The 18,824-nt window shown below is 74.5% G+C and carries 18 protein-coding genes and 1 riboswitch; of the genes, 2 read left to right on the top strand and 16 right to left on the bottom strand.

Translation table 11 applies throughout. The features are described from left to right. The first annotated feature begins 37 nt into the window (after positions 1-37). Positions 38-1,516: an NAD(P)/FAD-dependent oxidoreductase gene (locus K7640_RS09420; protein WP_222954305.1), complete on the top strand. Its 1,479-nt coding sequence runs from the start codon at positions 38-40 to the stop codon at positions 1,514-1,516. On the opposite strand, the gene K7640_RS09415 is transcribed toward K7640_RS09420, so the two are convergent. The 4 genes from K7640_RS09415 to K7640_RS09400 form a co-directional block, all read right to left on the bottom strand. Continuing rightward, positions 1,509-2,273 carry a crotonase/enoyl-CoA hydratase family protein gene (locus K7640_RS09415; RefSeq protein ID WP_222954304.1) on the bottom strand — a complete coding sequence of 255 codons (765 nt, stop codon included), beginning with the start codon at positions 2,271-2,273 and terminating at the stop codon, positions 1,509-1,511. The two genes, K7640_RS09420 and K7640_RS09415, sit on opposite strands and share 8 nt — an antisense overlap. Positions 2,274-2,684: 411 nt before the next feature. Continuing rightward, on the bottom strand, positions 2,685-3,590 hold the full coding sequence (locus tag K7640_RS09410; protein WP_255608407.1) for a DMT family transporter: 906 nt from the start codon (positions 3,588-3,590) through the stop codon (positions 2,685-2,687). Positions 3,591-3,642: 52 nt separating this feature from the next. Then, positions 3,643-4,620 carry a ribonucleotide-diphosphate reductase subunit beta gene (locus K7640_RS09405; RefSeq protein WP_222954378.1) on the bottom strand — a complete coding sequence of 326 codons (978 nt, stop codon included), beginning with the start codon at positions 4,618-4,620 and terminating at the stop codon, positions 3,643-3,645. A gap of 20 nt (positions 4,621-4,640) precedes the next feature. Continuing rightward, positions 4,641-7,022: a ribonucleoside-diphosphate reductase subunit alpha gene (locus K7640_RS09400; RefSeq protein ID WP_222954303.1), complete on the bottom strand. Its 2,382-nt coding sequence runs from the start codon at positions 7,020-7,022 to the stop codon at positions 4,641-4,643. Between the two features lie 156 nt (positions 7,023-7,178). Further along, positions 7,179-7,328: riboswitch (cobalamin riboswitch) on the bottom strand. Between the two features lie 209 nt (positions 7,329-7,537). On the opposite strand from K7640_RS09400, the gene K7640_RS09395 reads away from it, so the two are divergent. After that, positions 7,538-8,377 carry a Rieske 2Fe-2S domain-containing protein gene (locus tag K7640_RS09395; RefSeq protein WP_255608406.1) on the top strand — a complete coding sequence of 280 codons (840 nt, stop codon included), beginning with the start codon at positions 7,538-7,540 and terminating at the stop codon, positions 8,375-8,377. A gap of 695 nt (positions 8,378-9,072) precedes the next feature. Here the strand turns inward: K7640_RS09395 and K7640_RS09390 are convergent. The 12 genes from K7640_RS09390 to K7640_RS09335 form a co-directional block, all read right to left on the bottom strand. Beyond that, the gene (locus K7640_RS09390; RefSeq protein WP_222954301.1) at positions 9,073-10,383 is read right to left on the bottom strand and encodes a LysM peptidoglycan-binding domain-containing protein; all 1,311 of its coding nucleotides are present in this window, start codon (positions 10,381-10,383) and stop codon (positions 9,073-9,075) included. 14 nt (positions 10,384-10,397) lie between these two features. Further along, positions 10,398-10,769: a hypothetical protein gene (locus K7640_RS09385; RefSeq protein ID WP_255608559.1), complete on the bottom strand. Its 372-nt coding sequence runs from the start codon at positions 10,767-10,769 to the stop codon at positions 10,398-10,400. 164 nt (positions 10,770-10,933) lie between these two features. Then, entirely contained in the window at positions 10,934-11,413 is a 480-nt protein-coding gene (locus K7640_RS09380; RefSeq protein ID WP_308042493.1) for a TadE/TadG family type IV pilus assembly protein, read from the bottom strand. Then, the gene (locus K7640_RS30080; RefSeq protein ID WP_374198078.1) at positions 11,398-11,832 is read right to left on the bottom strand and encodes a TadE/TadG family type IV pilus assembly protein; all 435 of its coding nucleotides are present in this window, start codon (positions 11,830-11,832) and stop codon (positions 11,398-11,400) included. Before K7640_RS30080 ends, K7640_RS09380 begins: the two co-directional genes overlap by 16 nt. Positions 11,833-12,011: 179 nt before the next feature. Next, positions 12,012-12,215, bottom strand: coding sequence for a hypothetical protein (locus tag K7640_RS09370; RefSeq protein WP_222954374.1), 204 nt, complete (start codon positions 12,213-12,215; stop codon positions 12,012-12,014). A gap of 26 nt (positions 12,216-12,241) precedes the next feature. Then, positions 12,242-13,108, bottom strand: a complete 867-nt coding sequence (locus K7640_RS09365; protein ID WP_222954373.1) for a type II secretion system F family protein — start codon at positions 13,106-13,108, stop codon at positions 12,242-12,244. Positions 13,109-13,142: 34 nt separating this feature from the next. Beyond that, entirely contained in the window at positions 13,143-14,093 is a 951-nt protein-coding gene (locus K7640_RS09360) for a type II secretion system F family protein (protein WP_374198077.1), read from the bottom strand. Beyond that, entirely contained in the window at positions 14,042-15,592 is a 1,551-nt protein-coding gene (locus K7640_RS09355) for a CpaF family protein (protein WP_222954299.1), read from the bottom strand. Before K7640_RS09355 ends, K7640_RS09360 begins: the two co-directional genes overlap by 52 nt. Next, complete coding sequence (locus tag K7640_RS09350; protein WP_222954298.1) at positions 15,582-16,385, bottom strand: ParA family protein; 804 nt, start codon at positions 16,383-16,385, stop codon at positions 15,582-15,584. Before K7640_RS09350 ends, K7640_RS09355 begins: the two co-directional genes overlap by 11 nt. Before the next feature lie 2 nt (positions 16,386-16,387). Continuing rightward, the gene (locus K7640_RS09345) at positions 16,388-17,044 is read right to left on the bottom strand and encodes an SAF domain-containing protein (RefSeq protein WP_222954297.1); all 657 of its coding nucleotides are present in this window, start codon (positions 17,042-17,044) and stop codon (positions 16,388-16,390) included. A 38-nt stretch (positions 17,045-17,082) separates the two neighbouring features. Then, entirely contained in the window at positions 17,083-17,973 is an 891-nt protein-coding gene (locus K7640_RS09340) for a hypothetical protein (protein WP_222954371.1), read from the bottom strand. A 59-nt stretch (positions 17,974-18,032) separates the two neighbouring features. After that, complete coding sequence (locus K7640_RS09335; protein ID WP_255608404.1) at positions 18,033-18,602, bottom strand: hypothetical protein; 570 nt, start codon at positions 18,600-18,602, stop codon at positions 18,033-18,035. Positions 18,603-18,824: the final 222 nt, after the last annotated feature.

The raw sequence follows: 18,824 nt of genomic DNA, 5'->3' as shown, positions 1-18,824 counted from the left end.
GTCGCGCCGGGCAGCCGGGTACGGAATGCTGGTCGGCATGGCGGAGCCGGAACTGGTGGACGTGGTCGTGGTCGGGCTCGGGGTCGGCGGCGAGGAGGTGGCCGGGCGGCTCGCCGAGGCCGGCCTCACCGTCGTCGGGATCGACCGGGGCCTGGTCGGCGGGGAGTGCCCGTACTGGGGCTGCGTCCCCAGCAAGATGATGATCCGGGCGGCGAACGCGCTGGCCGAGGCGCGCCGGGTCGACGAGTTCGCCGGCACCGCGCAGGTGCGGCCGGACTGGGCGCCGGTGGCGAAGCGGATCCGCGAGGAGGCCACCGACACCTGGAACGACCGGGCCGCGGTGGACCGGTTCACCGGCAAGGGCGGCCGGTTCGTCCGGGGCGCCGGCCGGCTCGACGGCCCCGGCCGGGTACGCGTCGACGACCAGGTGTTCCAGGCCCGGTACGGGATCGTGGTGGGCACCGGCACCAGCCCGTCCGTCCCGCCGATCGACGGGCTCGCCGACACTCCATACTGGACGAACCACCAGGCGATCGAGGTCGAGGAACTGCCCGGCTCGCTGCTGGTGCTGGGCGGCGGCGCGATCGGGTTGGAGCTGTCCCAGGTCTTCGCCCGGTTCGGGGTGCGGGTGACGGTGATCGAGGCGTCCGACCGGGTGCTCGCCGTCGAGGAACCGGAGGCGTCCGAGGTCGCCGCGAAGGCGCTGCGCGCCGACGGCGTCACCATCGAGACCGGGGTGAAGGCGCAACGGGTCAGCCACGACGGTGCCGCGTTCACCGTGCACGCCGACGGCCGGGAGTTCACCGGCGACCAACTGCTGGTGGTCACCGGCCGCCGGGCGCACCTGGACGAGCTCGGCCTGGACACCGTGGGCATCGACTGCACGCAGCGCTACCTGCCGGTGGACGGCCGGCTGCACGCCGCCGACGGGATCTGGGCGGTCGGCGACCTCACCGGTGAGGGCGCGTTCACCCACATCGCCATGTACCAGGCGGCCATCGTGGTCGCCGACGTGCTGGACCACGTGCGGCGTACCCGGGGCGGCCCGGACGCCAGCGGCACGGCCAGCGTGGTCGGCGGCGCGGCCGGGGTGGTCAGCGCGGTCGGCGGGTCGATGAGCGCCGGCGGGTCGAGCGTCGCGCCGGGCAGCGTCCCGGTCGCCGACTACCGGGCGCTGCCCCGGGTCACCTTCACCGACCCGGAGGTGGGCGCGGTCGGCCTCACCGAGCAGCAGGCCCGCGAGCGCGGCATCAACGTGCAGGTGGGCTTCACCGAGCTGTCCTCGTCGACCCGGGGCTGGATCCACCGGGCCGACGGGTTCATCAAGCTGGTCGCCGACGCCGACCAGGGCGTGCTGGTCGGCGCCACCTCGGTCGGCCCGGCCGGCGGCGAGGTGCTCTCCGGGCTGGTGGTGGCGGTGCACGCGGCGGTGCCGATCAGCCAGCTCCGGCACATGATCTACGCGTACCCGACGTTCCACCGGGCCATCGAGACCGCGCTGCGCGAACTCAGCTGACCGAAGTGCCGTGCCGGCCGGCGCCCGCCGCGAACCGGGCCGCGCCGGCCGCCGCGTCCGTGGCCAGCGACTCCAGGCCGTACGCCAGCTCGACCGCGAGCGCGTCGGGCTCGGCCAGCCCGGCGGCGGCGAGCACCGCGGCGCGGTCGTTGCGCAGGCAGGTCTGCGGGTGCCGAGCGATCTCGGCGGCGAGCCGCTCGGCCGCCGCCCGCGCCTCACCCGGCGCGACCAGCCGGTTCACCAACCCCATCGCGTACGCCTCGTCGGCTCCGACGGGCCGGCCGGTGAGGATCAGGTCCATCGCCCGGCTCTGGCCGATCAGCCTCGGCAGGCGGATTGTCCCGCCGTCGATCAGCGGCACCCCCCACCGCCGGCAGAACACCCCGAGCGTCGCGTCGGACTCGGCCACCCGCAGGTCGCACCAGAGCGCCAGCTCCAGGCCGCCGGCCACCGCGTACCCGGAGATCGCGGCGATGACCGGTTTGGACAGTGCCATCCGGGTGGGGCCCATCGGGCCGTCGCCTTCCGGCTCGACCCGGTTGCCGCTGGGCGTGCCGATCGCCTTGAGGTCGGCGCCCGCGCAGAAGGTGCCGCCGGCACCCCAGAGCACCGCGACCGCCGCGTCCGGGTCGGCGTCGAAGGCGCGGAACGCGTCGGCCAGCGCCCGGGCGGTCGGGCCGTCGACGGCGTTGCGGGCCGCCGGCCGGTCCAGGATCACCGTGGTCACCGGCCCTCTGTGTTCCACCCGTACGCTCACCCGCCCAGCATGGCGGTCACCGACGTCGGCGGCTAGTGAGGAAGGCGTGCCAGGCGGCCGGGGTGAGTACCGGGCCGGGGCGCCGTGCGGCCCGACCTCCGTGCGCCTACCGCCCGAGCCCTCTCGTGCCCGCGCGACCAGGCAATCTTGGCTGCCGGTCCGGGGGTCGGGTAGTGCTGCTCGGTGCCTACCAACTTGATGTCGTAAACGAATCACGGCGGACTTCGATGTCTCGGACCCGGAGTCGTGCGGCGGCGTGACCAGCGCTGCTCCCGCCCACGATTGGCGGTGCTCGTCCGGATCTCACCGCGGTGATTCGTTTACGACATCAAGTTGGTAGGGCACGAACAAGGGTCCTGCCCGCCGGCGACGGCGGGTGAACGGCCAGGACGACCGCTGCGACGGCGCGACCTACGGCAGCCTGACGGCCAGCAGGGTGGCGCCGAGCGCGGCGCCCACCACGCAGCCGATGCCGAGCAGTTGGGCCAAGCCCAGGTGCTCGCCGAGCAGCGCGGCGCCGACCATCGCGGCGACCGCCGGTTCCAGGCTGAGCAGGACGGCGAAGACCCGGGCCGGCATCCGGCGCAGCGCGGCCAGCTCCGCCGAGTACGGCAGCACCGACGACAGCAGCGCCACCCCCAGGCCGAGCAGCAGGATCCGGGGTTCCAGCAGGGTGGCGCCGCCGGAGGCCACCCCGAACGGCAGTACGCAGAGCGCGGAGACCGCCATGCCCAGGGCCAGCCCACGGGTGCCCGGCACGTGTGCGCTCAACGCCTTGCCGGCCAGCACGTAACCGGCCCAGCCGACCGCGATCCCGGCGCAGAGCAGCAACCCGAACGGGTCGGCGGCGGTCCCGCCGAGCCCGGCCAGCAGCAGCACGCCGCCGCCGGCCAGCACCGCCCAGAGCGCGTCGGTGAGGCGGCGGCTGCCGGCCAGCGACACCAGCAGCGGGCCGGCGAAGCCGACGGTGACCGCCACGCCGAGCGGCACCCGTTGCAGGGCGGCGTAGAAGGCGAGGTTCATCGCCGCCATGGCCAGCCCGAACACGCCGACCACGGCGGCGGCCCGCCAGCCGATCCGCAGCGCGGGGCGGGCCACCGCGAGCAGCACCACCGCGCCGAGCGCGAGCCGCAGGGTGGTCGTACCCCCGGGGCTGGTGGCGGTGAAGAGCTGCTTGGCGACCGCGGCCCCGACCTGGGTGGAGACCATGCCGAGCAGCATCAGCAGCGGCGGCGGCACCGCGTCCCGACGGGCCAGGGCCGCGAGCGGCCGGACGGGCCCGGCGGCGGCCGGCGACCGGAAGGCGTACGCGAGCATGTCGCCACCCTGCCGCCCGACCGCCCCCGGCCGCGACCGGTATTCCCGCCCCTCAGAACGCCTCGTCCAGCGCCACCGTCCCCTCGACCGCCACCTGGTACGCCGACACCCGGCGCTCGAAGAAGTTGGTCAGCTCCTGCACGTCCTGCAGCTCCATGAACGGGAACGGGTTGGCCGACCCGTACGCCGGGGGCAGGCCGAGCCGGGCGAGCCGGGCGTCCGCGACGTACTCCAGGTAGCGGCGCATGTCGGCGGTGTTCATCCCCGGCAGCCCATCCCCGCAGAGGTCGCGGGCGAAGGCCAGCTCCGCCGCGACGGCCTCGTCCAGCATGGTCCGCACCTGGGCCGCCAGCTCCGCGTCGAACAGCGACGGCTCCTCGGCGCGGACCGTGTCCACCACCGAGAAGGCGAACTCCATGTGCATCGACTCGTCGCGGAACACCCAGTTGGTGCCGGTGGCCAGCCCGGGGAGCAGGCCGCGGGAGCGCAGCCAGTAGACGTATGCGAAGGCGCCGTAGAAGAACAGCCCCTCCACGCAGGCGGCGAAGCAGATCAGGTTGAGCAGGAACGCCCGCCGGTCGGCCCGGGTCTCCAGCCGGTCCAGCGACCCGATCGAGTCGATCCAGCGGAAGCAGAACTCCGCCTTGTCCCGGATCGACGGGATGTGCTCGACCGCGGCGAACGCCTTCGCCCGCTCCTCGTGGTCGGGCAGGTAGGTGTCCAGCAGGGTCAGGTAGAACTGGACGTGCACCGCCTCCTCGAAGAGCTGGCGGGACAGGTACAGCCGGGCCTCGGGCGCGTTGACGTGCTGGTAGAGGTTGAGCACCAGGTTGTTCGCCACGATCGAGTCGCCGGTGGCGAAGAACGCCACCAGGCGGTGCACCAGGTGCCGCTCGCCGGGCGAGAGCTTCGCCAGATCGGGTACGTCGGAGGCCAGATCCACCTCCTCCACCGTCCAGGTGTTGCGGATGGCGGCCCGGAACCGCTCGTAGAACTCCGGGTAGCGCATCGGTCGCAGGGTCAGGTCCATGCCGGGGTCGAGGAGCGTCGTCACTGGCAGGCCTCGCAGATCTCCGGGTTCTCCAGCGAGCAGGCGACCGCGTCGGCGGCGTCGCTCGCGCCAAGCGCGATGAGGTTGTTAATAGGGGGCCCTTCCTCTACCGGAGGCGTTAACAGGGGGCCCCTCCTTACCGTGGTTTGGGTGATGCGGGTGGCGGGGCGGGAGCGCAGGTAGTAGGTCGTCTTCAGGCCGGCCCGCCAGGCGTACGCGTACATCGAGGAGAGCCGGCCGATGGTGGGGTTGGCCTGGAACAGGTTCAGCGACTGCGACTGGTCCACGTAGGGTGCGCGGGCGGCGGCCAGGTCGATGAGCGCCCGCTGCGGCAGCTCCCAGGCGGTGCGGTGCAGCGCGGTCAGCTCCGCCGGCAGGTCGAGGTCCCGCACCGAGCCGTCGGCCCGCTTGATCGCCTCCCGGGTCGCCGCGTCCCACCGGCCCAGCCGCTTCAGGTCCGCCACCAGGTGGCGGTTGACCTGGAGGAACTCGCCGGACAGCGTCTCCCGCTTGAACAGGTTGGAGACCAGCGGCTCCACGCATTCGGCGCAGCCCGCGATCGAGGCGATGGTGGCGGTCGGGGCGATCGCCACCAGCAGCGAGTTGCGCAGCCCGTGCCGCGCGATCTTCTCCCGGACCGCGGCCCACGCGTCGGGGCGGGCCGGTCGGGCGTCCGGCCAGTGGTCCGGGTGCAGCACCCCGCCGGCCGCCCGGGTCAGCGGGTACGCCGGGTGCGCCCCCTTCGCGGCGGCCAGGTCGGCCGACGCGTCGTACCCGGCCAGCGCGATCTCCTCGGCGATCCGGGTGGACAGGGCCAGCGCCTCGGGCGAGTCGAACGGCAGCCGCAGCGCGGCGAACACGTCGGCCAGCCCCATCACGCCCAGCCCCAGCGGTCGCCAGCGCCGGTGCGCCGTCGCCGCCTCCTCGGTGGGGAACCAGTTCCGGTCGATCGCCCGGTCCAGCGCGCCCACGGCCAGCCGCACCGTCGAGCCCAGCGTGGCGAAGTCGACCCCGTCCGGCACCCCGTCGACGTTCCGGGTCAGGTGCGCGGCCAGGTTGATCGACCCGAGGGTGCAGACGGCCGTCTCGTCGTCGCTGGTCACCTCCAGGATCTCGGTGCACAGGTTGGAGTGGTGCACCACCCCGCCACCGTTGCCGACCTGGTTGCAGGTGCGGTTCGCGGCATCCTTGAAGGTCATCCAGCCGTTGCCGGTCTGCGCCAGGGTGCGCATCATCCGCCCGTACAGGGTGCGGGCCGGCACGGTGCGGACGGCCTTGCCGGCGGCCTCCGCCGCCCGGTACGCGGCGTCGAACTCGTCACCCCAGAGGTCGACCAGCTCGGGCACCTCCTTCGGGTCGAACAGCGACCACTGCGCGTCCGCCTCGACCCGGCGCATGAACTCGTCCGGCACCCAGTTGGCCAGGTTGAGGTTGTGCGTTCGCCGGGCCTCGTCGCCGGTGTTGTCCTTGAGCTCCAGGAACTCCTCGATGTCGGCGTGCCAGGTGTCCAGGTAGACGCAGGCGGCGCCCTTGCGCCGGCCGCCCTGGTTGACCGCCGCGACGCTGGCGTCCAGCGTGCGCAGCCACGGCACGATGCCGTTGGAACGGCCGTTGGTGCCCCGGATCAGCGACCCCCGCGAGCGCACCCGGGACCACGAGACGCCGATCCCGCCGGCGAACTTCGACAGCCGGGCGATCTGGGTGTACCGCTCGTAGATGGAGTCCAGCTCGTCCCGGGGCGAGTCGACCAGGAAGCAGGAGGAGAGCTGCTGGTGCCGGGCGCCGGCGTTGAACAGCGTCGGCGAGCTGGGCAGGTAGGCCAGCCGGGACATCAACCGGTAGAGCGCGCCGGCCTCGGCGACCGTGTCGGACAGGCCGGTGGCGACCCGCAGCCAGAAGTGCTGCGGCCGTTCCAGCACCGCCCGGGTGGTGGGCTGCCGCAGCAGGTAACGGTCGGCGACCGTACGCAGGCCGAAGTACTCGAACGCGTCGTCGGCCGCGTGGTCGACCAGGCCGTCGAGGGCGTCGGCGTGCGTCGCGACGAAGCCGGCGAAGTCCGGGTCGAGCAACCCCTCGGCGTACGCGGCCGCGACGCTGTCGCTGAACCGCAGGATGCCCTGGCCGGCCGTCTCGTCGGCCAGCCGCGCGGCGAGCAACCGCGCGGCGAGTTTCGCGTACGCCGGTTCCTCGGCGATCAGTCCGGCCGCCGCCGAGATCGCCAGCTCGGTCAGTTCGGCCGCGTCGGCCCGGGCGGTACGCCCCGACTCGACCAGGGCCAGGACCCGGCCCGGGTCGGTGTCGGGCAGGTCGCGGTGGTGCCGGTGCAGCAGGTCCCGCAGTTCGTCCGCCGCGGGCGGGGCGAGGGTGGATGACGCCGTCACGTGCTCTCCTGGGTGGTCGGTGTGGACCGCGGGGAGGGCACGACGGCACGCCGGATCTCCGCCGGTCGGTGTGCCGGCGACGATCCAGTGCGGCTCGACGGCCCTCCCACGAGGCCCCGAGGTGGTACGCGCACCCGGCGGGCGCACCCTGCTGGCAGGTCTTCGGACTCGCGGGCGTACGCGTTGGCAACGCGCTGGCCTACCGGCCGTCGCTTTCCGGGCCCCGTCGGGCCCAGTGCTTCGTGACGGCTTTCGTTCCCGCTCACCGCTGCGGGGCAGTCCCGGATTCGCACCGGGTTCCCTGTTCGGCGCGGGGCCTGGCGGGCACCGCGCCTGGCGGACCCGTCGGACGGGTCGCACCAGCAGTGAACTGATCCTAGATGTAGTGGTCTTCAAAAAGCCAACACACCAGATGCTGTGGGCGTGTCGTGGGTGGAGGTTGTTTCGCCGCCCCGGTGCCGGTCGCCCGGTTTGCGACCGCTCATACCGGGAAGTCGGAGAGGGTGCGAGCGCTGATGACGAAACTGGAACAGGACGGCCGGCTGGACCGGATCGGCGACCGGTTGCAGCGGCGGGTCCAGTCGACCCTGCGCGGCCAGCGGATCCGCGACCTGCTGCACGGGGTGCCGCTGGGCCACCCGCTGCACCCGGCGATGGTGCAGGTGCCGGTGGGCGCCTGGATCAGTGCCGCGGTGCTCGACCTGCTGCCCGGCCAGCGCCGCGCGGCCACCACGCTGGTCGCCCTCGGCACCGCCAGCGCAGTGCCGGCGGCCGTCGCCGGCCTGAACGACTGGGCCGCCCTGTCCCGGGACCAGCGCCGGGTGGGCCTGGTCCACGCCGCCGCCAACGCGATCGGGCTGACGCTCTACGCCGGCTCGCTGGCCGCCCGGCTCAACGGCCGGCACGGGGCGGGGCGCGCGCTGGCCTACCTGGGGCTGAGCGCGGCGAGCGCCGGGGCGTACATCGGCGGGCACCTGGCGTACAAGCAGGGGGCACAGGTCAGCCAGAGCGTCTCCGAGCTGCACCGGATGGGTGACCAGTGGCAGCCGGTGGCCGACCTGTCGTCGCTGCCGCAGCGCGAGCTGGTCACCCGCGAGGTGGACGACGTCTCGGTGATCCTCTACCGGCACGGCGACGAGGTGACCGTGATGCTGGAGCGCTGCCCGCACCAGAGCGGGCCGCTCGGCGAGGGCGAGGTGCGGGAGATCGACGGCCACGCCTGCGTGGTCTGCCCGTGGCACGGCAGCGCCTTCCGGCTCAACGGTGGCGAGGTGGTGCACGGCCCGTCCGGCACCGACCAGCAGATTCTGCCGACCCGGGTGGTCGACGGCGTGCTCCAGACCCGCCTGCCCTGACGGCGAGGTCGCCCGGGACGGTCATGACGGGATGCGGCCGAGCGGGCCGGTGCCCGCGGTGCCCGGCCGCGACCGGAATCCGCGCGCCGCAGCCTGGCACCATCCCTGGCCTGCCCTCTGACTGCCACGATGGGAACCTCGGATGCCGGGTCGCCCGGGGCCGGTGGTGCCTTTCGGCGCCTACCAACTTGATGTCGTAAACGAATCACGGCGAGCTTCGATGTCTCTGGTCCTGAGCGGACGCGGCGGCCTGACCAGCACCGATAACACCGCAGCCCGGCGGTGCTCCGGCCGGATCTCGGTGCGCTGATTCGTTTACGACATCAAGTTGGTAGGGCGCGAACCAGGGTGCCCCGACCGGCGGCGACCCGACCGCCCTGGGGGGCGACGGTCGTGCGAGGGAACCGTCCTGCGGGGCGGCTGTCGTGCGAGGGAACCGTCCTGCGGGGCGGCTGTCGTGCGCGGGAACCGGGCGGCCGTCGTGCGTGGGGGTGTCCTGCGACGCGACCGCCGTGCGGGGCGACCGTCGTACGAGGGGACCGGCCTGCGACGAGACCGTCGTGCGACCCCGACCGTCCTGCGAGGGAACCGGCCTGGGGGCCGGCTTGCGGGGCGGTAGGCCGGCGGCGATCGGCTTACGGGGCGGCGGCCGGCGGCGGCCAGCCATGCCGGTCACCACCGCGGGGGCCGGACGGCTATTCGCGGCGGTGCCGGCCGTTGATCAGGGCGCGGCCGGGGCGGCGGCGCAACCCGAGTACCGCGCCGATCTGCGCGCCCACGATGCTCGCCACGGCCAGTACCGCGCTGACGGCGAGCGGCCGGTTCATCCCGTCGTCCTGGCCGGCCCGGGACGCCCCGGCCGCCATCGCCGGTGGGGCGCCAGCCGGCTGCCCGACCTGGTCCGCGGGGGCCGGCTGTCCGCCGGAGCCGCCCACGCTTGTCGCTCCGCGATCGTCGGCCGGCCCACCCGCCTTGGTCGGCCCACCCACGCTCGTCGCGCCGCCCGCGTCGGTTGGGGCACCCGGGGCCGACTCGCCCGGAGTCGTCTCGCCCGGCACCGTCCGCTCGTCCGGGGTCGGCGAGGTGTGCGGGCCGGTCGACCCGGCGGCCGGCGGGTGCGGCGACGGCTTGCGGGGCGGCGACGACTCCGTGGCGGGTGCCGGCTTTCGCGGCGTCGAGCCGGCCGATACCAGGTGCCCGGTGGCGTGCCGGCGCTCACCGCCGTCGTCGGCGCGGGCGGGCAGCCTGATCAACTGGCCGGGCTGGATCCGGTCCGCGTCGGGGAGCCGGTTCAACGCCGCCACCTCGTGGTAGCGCTCGAAGTCGTCCAGGTACCGCTCGGCCACCTCGCCGAGGTAGTCGCCGCGCGCCACCCGGTACACCGGGTTCGCCGCCGGCTTCTCGGGGACACCAGCCCTCGGCGGCACGCCCGTGGCGGCCGGCCCGGCAACCGCCCGCCCCGCCGGACCGCCCGCCGCCACGGCCGGTCCACCAGCCACCAGAGTCGACTGGGCCGAGGCCGCCGCCGGACCGCTCGCCACCACGGCCGGGTGGGCCACGGCCGGACCGGCTGCCACCACGGCCGGGTAGGGCGCGCTGGCCACCGTGGCGGCACTCGCCGCCGCCGGGGCCGCGGCCAGGATCAGCGCGACCGAACCGACCAGGGCCGCCGCCGCCCGCTGCTGGCGGCGCATCCCGGGCAGCTTCGGCGCCGGGCGGCGCAGCACCTGCGCCACCAGCTCCACGAGTACGGAGAAGGCGAACGTCGCCCAGCCGAACCAGCCCAGCACCGCCAGCGCCCGCAGGAAGAGCTGGCCGTCGTCCCGGCTGGTCAGCGTGGTGCCGATCTCCGCCAGGGTGGGCACATGGTCGGGCAGCGGGTTGCCGGCGAGGGTCAGCAGCGCCACCGGCGCCCCGACCAGCACTCCGCAGAGCACGACGAGCGCGCCGAACCCGGTGAGGACCTGCCCGACCCGCCGTACGGCGGAACCACGGGATGCGGCCATGGCTGCCTTCCTTCCTACGGTTCCTCAGTGATCGTCCGGGCGGTAGCCTGGCCCGAGACGGTGACGGTGTTGCCGAAGCCGAAAAGGCCGAGCAGGTAGCGGTCGTAGGTCACGGTGACCTGGACCCGGACCCGTTTCTCACCGTCCACGATCGGGAACGTGACGGTGTGGGCGTCGACGTCCGCGGCGGTGAGGTAGCCGGCCACCGCCGCCCGCGCCGCGTCCTCGTCGATCTCCTTCGGGCCGCCCGCGATCGCCCGGGTCCGGTCGATGGCCTGGCCACCGGAGCGGGCCGCCTCGGCGGCGAGGTTGTCCGCGCGCTGCATGGACCGGAGTTGGCCGGCGCCGTCGAATGCCAGCCCGATCACCACCAGGACACCGGTCATCGCCGCGGCCAGGAAGAGACTGATCCGGCCGGCGTCACCCGCGCCCGGCTGGCCACCGACGCCTGGCCGGCCACCCACGCCCGGCCCGCCACCGACGCCCGGCCCGCTGCCCACGCCCGGCCCGCCACCCGCGCCCGGCTCGCCGGCGCCCCCGGCCGTCCGTCTCATCCCCGGCTCCGGTAGCGGTCCAGCGGGGAGGTGAAGCTCGCCGACACGGTGGTGCCGTCGGGCATCCCCGGCAGTGTGGACAGGTGGATGTCGGCGTACGAGACGACGCAGGTGACCCGTACGGTGACCGTCGCGATGGTGCCCGTGCCGCCGGTGAACGCCTCGTCGAAGCTGGTCGGGGTGCCGGCCACCGAACCACTGAACGCCAACTGCGGCGCGCCCGTGCAGCTCATCTGCTGCCAGTCCAGCGACGCCTCCACCGCCTCGATCGCGGCGTCCCGCGCCGTGTCGGCGGTCCGCGAGATCGACGCCGCCCGGGCCGCGTCGTGCGCCGCCGAGCCGATCGCCTCCTGGGCGATCGCGGTACGCCCCGCCACCCCGGCCAGCACCAGCAGCGCGATGAACGCCGGGGCGAGCACCGCCACCTCGATCGAGACCGAGCCGCGCTCGGCGCGCCCCGTCACGGGACGGTCCACCGTTCGACCGTGCCGTGCGCGGTCTGCCGCACGGCGAAGCTGACCCCGGGTACGACCGACAGGGACGCCCCAGTGACCGTGCAGGTCACCTGGTTGTCCTCGGTGACGCAGACCGGCCCGGGGCTCTGCCAGCCGACCAGCCAGTCCCCGGCGGCGTTCAGGAACGCCACGGCCCGCTCCTCACCCGCGTCCGGCGGCGCCTGGTAGACCCGCTGGGCGGTGACCGCGCTCTGCGCCGCGTTCAACGCGGTGGCCCGGGCGACGAACCAGGCGGCCACCTGGATCGAACCGAAGAGCAGCACGAAGACGACCGGCATCACCACCGCCAACTCCACCGGGTTGGCCCCCCGGTCACCGCCGGACACGCCGCCGTCCCGGTCACCGCCGGTGACGCTGCCGCCCCGGTCACCGCCGGGCACGCCGCCGTCCCGGTCACCGCCGGTGGCGCTGCCGCCCGGGTCACCGCCGGGCACGCCGACGAGCCGGTCACCGCCGGACACGTTGCCGCCCCGGGCACCGCCGGACATGCCGGCGAGCCGGGCGGCGACGGCCGCCCGGCGGGACTCGGCGGTGGCTGCGCGGCGCATCCGTGCGCCGCTCAGGAACCGGCGGGTGCTTCCGGCACCGAGTCCATCCAGTCGGTGGCCCGGGTCATGACCAGGCCGGTGACCACGATGGCCGCGGCGACCAGGCCGAAGATGATGACGGCGGTCGGCACCGGGCTGTCGCCGCGCTCACCCGTGTGGCGCAGTTCGGCCAGCCGCGCGCTCAGCGCCGCGTGCAGGTAGGCGAAGAGGTGCATGGCGTACTCCTTGTCGTCGGGCGTGCTCACAGTCGGGCGATGAACGGATAGACGGCGAAGCCGAGCAGGACGAAGACCAGCAGCGCGCCCGGGATGTCCAGCCGGCTGGTGACGCCCTCGGCGCGGGCGAGGTTGTCGGTGCGGATCTGGTCGCGCAGCGAGTCGGCGCGGCTGCGCAGCGTCTCGTGGACCTGGGCGCCCTCGCTGCCCGACGAGCGCATGATCGCGCCCACGTCGCCCAGCTCGGGGATGCCGATCCGGTCGGCGAGGTCGCGCAGCTCGTCCCACGGCGAGTGCATCTGCATCTGGGCGATCCGCAGCGACTCCCGGATCCGGTCGAAGACCCAGCCGTCGCAGACCGTGGCGGCCCGCTCCAGGGCCTGCACCGGACCGTGCGCGGCGGAGAGTTGCAACGCCACCAGGTCCAGATAGGTGCAGACGGCCTGGCGGAACTCCTCCCGGGCGGCGTCGGCCCGGGTCAGCACCGCGCGGTGGGCCAGCACCGCCGAGAGCGCCGCCATGCCCAGGCTGCCCAGCACCGGCACGGCCACCGGCAGCCGGACGCCCATCAGGAACAGGCCCGCCCCGGCCACCGCCGGGGTGGCCAGGCCGATCAACGCGGAGAGCAGCAGCGAGAAGGTGTACTGCTCGGGCGTCCGGTCGATCAGGGCGAGCTGGCGGTGCGGTGGGCGCAGCCAGCGGGACAACCCGCCCAGCCACTCCAGCCGCCGCGTTGTCGGGGCGGCCGGGCCGGCACCCGGTGGCTGGTGCAGCCGGCGCAGCGCGGGACCGAGTGCCGGTGCCGCCGGCACGACCTCCCGGACCAGCAGGAACAGCCCGAGCCCGACCACCGCGCCACCGACCACGGCGAGGCTCAGCTGCCAGTTCAGCAGGATGATCATGGGAGTCGCCTCCCGTTACGAGGGCTCACGCGATCGCCTCCGCCGGGTCGGGGGCGGGCAGGAAGCGGGCCGGCCGGGGCGGTTGGCTCATCGACCGCACCCACACCAGCAGGCCGATGAACGCGGCGCCCAGGAAGGTCATCACCAACTGCCCCACCGGCGTGCCGTACGGCCGGATGTACTCGGTGTTCACCAGCCCGTACGCGATGGTGGCCAGGGTCATCCCGGTCAGGAACCGGACCGCGAACCGGGGCTGGGTGCGCTTGGCCTCGATCTCCCGCCGGGTGGCCACCTCGGCCGACGCGGCGGCGGCGATCGAGCCGAGCACGTCGCCGAGCCGCTCGCCCCGGTCGGTCAGGTGCAGGATCAGCGCGGCCACCACCTGGTCACAGACCGGGTCGCCGATCTCGTCGGCGAAGGCGAGCAGGGCGGACCGGGCCAGCCAGCCGGCCTGGAGCCGGGCGGCGAGCAGGCGTACCTCCTCCTGGATCTCCTCCGGCACCGTGTTGATGGTGCCGACGATCGACTGCTGGAGGCCCTGCCCGGTAGCGGAGACGTCCTTGAGCCGGCGGGTCCACTCGCCGACCGCCTCGATCCGTTCGATGGCCCGCTGCTCGGCCTTGCCCACGCCGAGCAACCACGGGGTGCCCGGCACCGCGACCGCCACCAGCAGCCCCACCACCGGCAGCCCGGTGAGCAGGAAGGCGAGCGCGCCGGCCAGCAGCGCACCGCCGATCAGCAGCCGACGCCGCCGCTGCTCGCGCGGGTTGCCGCCGGGCCCCGACCACAGACCGCGCAGCGGGCGCCGGGCCCCGGGCGGGGGACCCGGTGGCCGGCGGGTGCCGACCAGGGCCACCACCGCCAGCACCAGACCGGCCACGCAGGCCGCGCCGGAGACCATGGCGATCAGCTCGATGTCGCTGGTCATCGACCCTCCCCCCGGTCGGCCAGCCGGCTGCGCCGGGGACGCCGCCAGGCGCCCTGCCCGGCCTCGATGAACCGGGTCAGCCGCCGGACGTCGTAGCCGACCCGCAGCAGTTGGTCGCGGACCCGCTCGGGCAGGTGGCGGGGGACGGCCCGGCCGTCCGGCCCGGGGCCGAACACCGTGGTGGTGGTGATCCGGTTGCCCTCACCGACGCCGATCACCTCGTCCACGTGGGAGACGAAGCGGTGCTTGCGCCCGCCGATCGCGGTCTCGTCCTCGACCGTCACGTAGACGATCAGGTCCAGGGCGTTGCCGGCCATCCGGCGGGCCTGCTCCACCGTCATCTCCCGGCCGTGGGCCAGCGCCAGCTCGATGATCCGCTCGCTCACCCCGGCCGGGGTACGGGCGTGGATGGTGCACATCGAACCGCGGCTGGTGGTCATCGCCTGGAGCATCGGCACGATCTCCCGGGAGCGGACCTCGCCGACGATGATCCGCAGCACGCCCATCCGCAGCGAGACCGGAATCAGGTCGGCGATGCTCACCTCGCCGGCGGGCCGTCCGTCCGCCCCGCGCTCGCCGTGGCCCTCCCGGGCCTCGAAGCTCATCACCGCCCGGTGCCGGCGTCCGCGCCGGGTGGGCAGCAGCTCCCGGCTCTCCTCCAGCAGCACGTACGGCTCGTCGGCGGGGATCTCGTCCATCAGCGCCCGGATGACAGTGGTCTTCCCGGCCCCGGCCAGCCCGGCGACCATGATGTTCAGCCCGGCCCGCAGCGACGCGCGCAGGAAGTCGCGCAGCAGGGGGTCGATCATCTCGTCCAGGTCGGCCCGCTCGCCGGCGATGTCGTCCAGGCTCACCTCGAGCGTGTTGTGCTTGCGGATCACCGCGTACGGGCGGTGGCTGACCAGGAAGACGGCGGCCAGTCGGCTGCCGTCGGGCAGTTGCAGGTCCAGGGTGGGCTTGGAGGTGGACAGCGACCGCTCGGTGGCCCCCGCCCGGCGGGCCGCCGCCTGGAGGATCTCCACCAGCTCCTCGTCGCTGTCGGCGATCGGTTCGAGCCAGTCCACCCCGCCGCCGTGCCGGGTGACGCGCACCTGGTCGCAGCCGAGGATGTGCACCTCCTCGATGCTCTCGTCGACCAGCAGCGTCTGGAGCCGGCCCAACCCGACCAGCTCGGCGGTCACCTGGTCGAGCAGCAGCCGCTCCTCGCCGGCCGGCATCGGGGTGCCGGCCCGGCGCACCGAGTCGGCGTACGCGGACACCACGGCGACCGCCAACCGGGCCCGCTCGACCTCCTCCTCGTCCGGGTCGAACTCCCGGCCCCGCTGCCAGAGGGCGAGCCGTTCGCTCAGCTCCCGGCGCAGCTCGCGGACCACGGCGAAGTCGACCCGGGGCCGGGCCGCCTCGGGCGGGGCGGGCGGCAGCACGGCGACCGGCTGGCCGGGCATCGGCGCGGTGGCGTGCGGGTACCGGCCGTTGACCGGCGGCACGATCGACGTGGCGCCCGGCTGTTCCCCGCGCGGGTCGTGGTAGACCGGCTCAAACCGCATCCGGCACCCCCTGGGCGGCGGCCGGCCAGGCCAGCCGTGCCCGCCGCTGGTCCAGCAGCGACCGGATCGGCGTCTCCAGCGCGGCGGCCGCGCGCAGCAGCGGCCGCCCGGCGCGTACGGTGCCGCCGAGGCTGAGCACCTGCGCGGTACGCGGATCGGCCGGCAGTCGAGCGATCACCGGCACGCCCAGCGCCTTGGCGATCTCGGCGTTGCCGTGCCCGTCCCCGACCACCAGCAGCCGCAGCGTGCCGGGTGGTACCCGGTGCTCGGCGAAGTCCCGCTCGATCGCCCGGATCATCGCCCGGGTGCCGGAGAGGCCGGGCAACTGGGCGCGGGTCACCAGCAGCACCACGTCGGCGCCGCGCAGCAGCGGCCACGGCGGCCCGACCACCGACAACCGCCCACAGTCGACGAGCACGTCGTACGGTGGGTGGCCCTTGTCCAGGTCGGCGAAGAAGTCGGTGAACCGCTGCCAGAGCGGGGTGACGCTGCCCGCCTGGACCGGGTCGACCACGCCGGGCAGCAGCAGCCGTTCCCGCTTCGGCGCGTCCAGGTCGACCAGTTGCGACCAGAACGCCTGCTCCAGGTTGCCGTCGCGCAGTTCGCCGACGGCCAGTTCGCCGATGCCACGCGGCCCGTCGAGCGCGCCACCCAGGTAGCCGGCCAGGATCGACCCGCCGGCCGGGTCGCACTCGGCCAGCACCAGGCGCCGCTGCCAGCTCAGGGTGCAGGCCAGCGCCGAGGTGGTGACGCCCGGCGAGCCCTTCGCCGACACCAGCGCAATGATCGCCATGCTCAGGCCGCCTCGGTCAGCACCAGCGCCACCCGGTCCTGGGCGGCCAGCGCCACCACCGCCGGCACGTCCCGGGTGGTGAGCGCCAGGTAGACCACCACGTCACCGTTCTTCGGGGTGTACGTGTCGATCACCGTCCCCGGGAACCGGGTGGCCCCCCGGGCGGCGCCGTCGTCGTTCTTGGCCGGTGTGGCGATCAGCAGCACCTTGTCGCCGGGGTGCAGCTTGCGGGCCGGCACCTTGGACGGGGGGAGGCCCAGCGACAGCTGCTGCTGCCCGGCGCCGAGCAGCGGGGCCTCGGTGAGCTGGCGCATGGTCAGCAGGGTGCCGGGGACGAGGGAGACCGCGGCCCGCTTGCCGACCACGTCCCGGATCCGCGCGGCCGGCACCGGCGCCAGACCCTGCCCGCCGGCCACCTGCACCGGGACCAGGTCGTCGGCGCCGAGCACCCGGCCCACCTCCACCGGCCGGGCCACCGCGAGGTAGCTGCCGGTGGCCCGGACCGAGGTGACCGCGAACGCCGCGCCCAGCCCGCCCAGGGCGATCAGCAGCACGGCCAGGCCGAGCAGCCCGGGCCGGGTGCGGCGCTGCCGGATCACCTTGGGCGGGGCGACCGGCGCGTCCACCGGGCCGGTGCTGTGCTGGGTCGCCAGGGTCATCGCGTCATCTCCGTTCGCCGCCGGGCGGGCCGGGCTCCTCACCCGGTCACCACCTGGAGCTCGTCGATCTCGATCGGCACCACGTTGCTGGTGCGGGTGAGCGGGAAGCTGTCACCCTCACCGCCGCCGGACCAGCTCACCGTCCAGTGGGTGGTGGCGCTGACCCGGTACGTGCCGGCGGCTCCGTAGCCGTCGTCGTAGCCGCAGTCCGGCGAGGTCAGCCCGGCCCGTGGACCGTCCACCTTGTACGGCGTGCCCGGTCCGTCGCAGGTGACCGTGTCGCCGTTGCCCATGTCCCAGACGATCCGGTCCACCTGGGCGGTGATCGTGACGGTCAGCCCCCGGTCCGTCTTGCTGGCGGTCAGCGGCCCGAAGTAGTTCGGCCCGGAGTCCGCCCACATCCACACCGGCAGGCCGACCAGGCCGGGGCCGGTGGCCCGGCGCGGGGCCACCTTCAGCCGGGGCGGCAGCAGCCGGATCGAGGCCAGCGCCTGCCGGGCCAGCTCGGCCGGGTCGGGCGGCGCCTCGAAGCCGGCCGGGGCGGCGTCCAGCAGCACCTCGTCCTGGGCGCCGAGGTCACCGCCGTTGCAGGTCTGGACGTACCACTTCTTGCCCTCGACCACGCTTGGCTGCGGCTCGGACAGCTTGTAGTAGCAGCCGTCGGCGTTGTTGAACCAGCCGAGGAACTCGTCGTAGCAGGCCAGCGGCCGGCCGTTCCACACGCATTTCGCGGCCGGGCCGCCCCCGCCGCCGGTCTCGCCACCGTCGCCGCCGTTGCCACCGCCGCCCGGGTTGCCCGGCTGACCGGGGTCGTCGTCCCAGATGTCGCAGTCGTACTGGGTGGGCGGGCAGTTGACGTCCGGCCCGGCGGCCCGGGCCAGCGCCGGACCGGCGAGGATCAGCAGCAGCGCCAGCAGCGCGCCGGCCATCGGGCGACGGGCGGCCCCGGCCCGGGCCGACCGGGCCGGGGCGCCCCTTCCTCCCCAGGTCAGCACGGCTGGTCCTGGTGCGTCTGGCCGGCGCTGATCCGCCAGCGGCCGTCCGGGTAGCGGGTCGCGGTCGCGGTGGACAGCCAGCGGCCGCCCCGGGAGCCGGGCACCGGCTTGCGGTCCCGGGCGTAGACCAGCCGCCAGCCGGTCGCGTCCAGGCAGTCCTGAATCTCCGCGGTGGGCGGCTCCGCCGCCAGGTCGACCGAGGTCACGGTGGGATCGGAAACGAGTTTTCCGGTGCGCATCGCGCCGTGCTCCTTCGCCTCACGAATGGCCAGCCGGACCCGGGTGAGCAGCGGGTCCGCCAGGAAGCGGGTCAGTTCCGGATGGCGGGGATCGCCGCGCCGGCTCGCCGTGCCGGAGGCGGTGAGATAGCCGGAGTAGGCGGCGAGCGCGGCCTTTTCCGCAGCCGCCTCGGCGGCGGCGTCGGGCGGGGGATCGGCCGCGGCGGCCGCGCCCGACACCGGGCCCGGGTCGCGTTCCGGGGCGCCGCCGCACCCGCCGCTGATTCCGACGGCGGCGATGGCGACCAGGCAGGCCGCCCGGTGGCGGAAATGCCGAATTCGCAACGCCGGTCCTCCTCGATGGCAGCCCGGCGACCTGCGGAATGGTCCGGTTCCGGGCATGCGGACGCGTGCCCGGATGAGGTCGGCCGGGCCGGATAGTCGCGTCTCCGCATTTACTGCTGTGGAAGTTTTGTGAACTGTGGAAAGTCGGGGTCTCCTGTGGTCCGCGACGCCGGTCATCGGGGTTGCGTCGTACCCAAGGGGCGAGCATAGGCTGACGTCCGC

The organism is Micromonospora sp. PLK6-60 (assembly GCF_019890675.1).
Lineage (GTDB): Bacteria > Actinomycetota > Actinomycetes > Mycobacteriales > Micromonosporaceae > Micromonospora.
Note: the sequence above shows the minus strand (reverse complement) of the source record. Positions and strands in the feature narration are given on the sequence as shown.

Bases quoted from the DNA above. Each gene is read 5' to 3' on its own strand.
- K7640_RS09340 (WP_222954371.1), bottom strand. From the start codon at position 17,973: ATGGCCGGCGCGCTGCTGGCGCTGCTGCTGATCCTCGCCGGTCCGGCG.
- K7640_RS09385 (WP_255608559.1), bottom strand. From the start codon at position 10,769: ATGACCGGTGTCCTGGTGGTGATCGGGCTGGCATTCGACGGCGCCGGC.
- K7640_RS09395 (WP_255608406.1), top strand. From the start codon at position 7,538: ATGACGAAACTGGAACAGGACGGCCGGCTGGACCGGATCGGCGACCGG.
- K7640_RS09405 (WP_222954378.1), bottom strand. From the start codon at position 4,620: ATGGACCTGACCCTGCGACCGATGCGCTACCCGGAGTTCTACGAGCGG.
- K7640_RS09410 (WP_255608407.1), bottom strand. From the start codon at position 3,590: ATGCTCGCGTACGCCTTCCGGTCGCCGGCCGCCGCCGGGCCCGTCCGG.
- K7640_RS09355 (WP_222954299.1), bottom strand. From the start codon at position 15,592: ATGCGGTTTGAGCCGGTCTACCACGACCCGCGCGGGGAACAGCCGGGC.
- K7640_RS09345 (WP_222954297.1), bottom strand. From the start codon at position 17,044: ATGACCCTGGCGACCCAGCACAGCACCGGCCCGGTGGACGCGCCGGTC.
- K7640_RS09350 (WP_222954298.1), bottom strand. From the start codon at position 16,385: ATGGCGATCATTGCGCTGGTGTCGGCGAAGGGCTCGCCGGGCGTCACC.
- K7640_RS09370 (WP_222954374.1), bottom strand. From the start codon at position 12,215: ATGCACCTCTTCGCCTACCTGCACGCGGCGCTGAGCGCGCGGCTGGCC.
- K7640_RS09420 (WP_222954305.1), top strand. From the start codon at position 38: ATGGCGGAGCCGGAACTGGTGGACGTGGTCGTGGTCGGGCTCGGGGTC.
- K7640_RS09390 (WP_222954301.1), bottom strand. From the start codon at position 10,383: ATGGCCGCATCCCGTGGTTCCGCCGTACGGCGGGTCGGGCAGGTCCTC.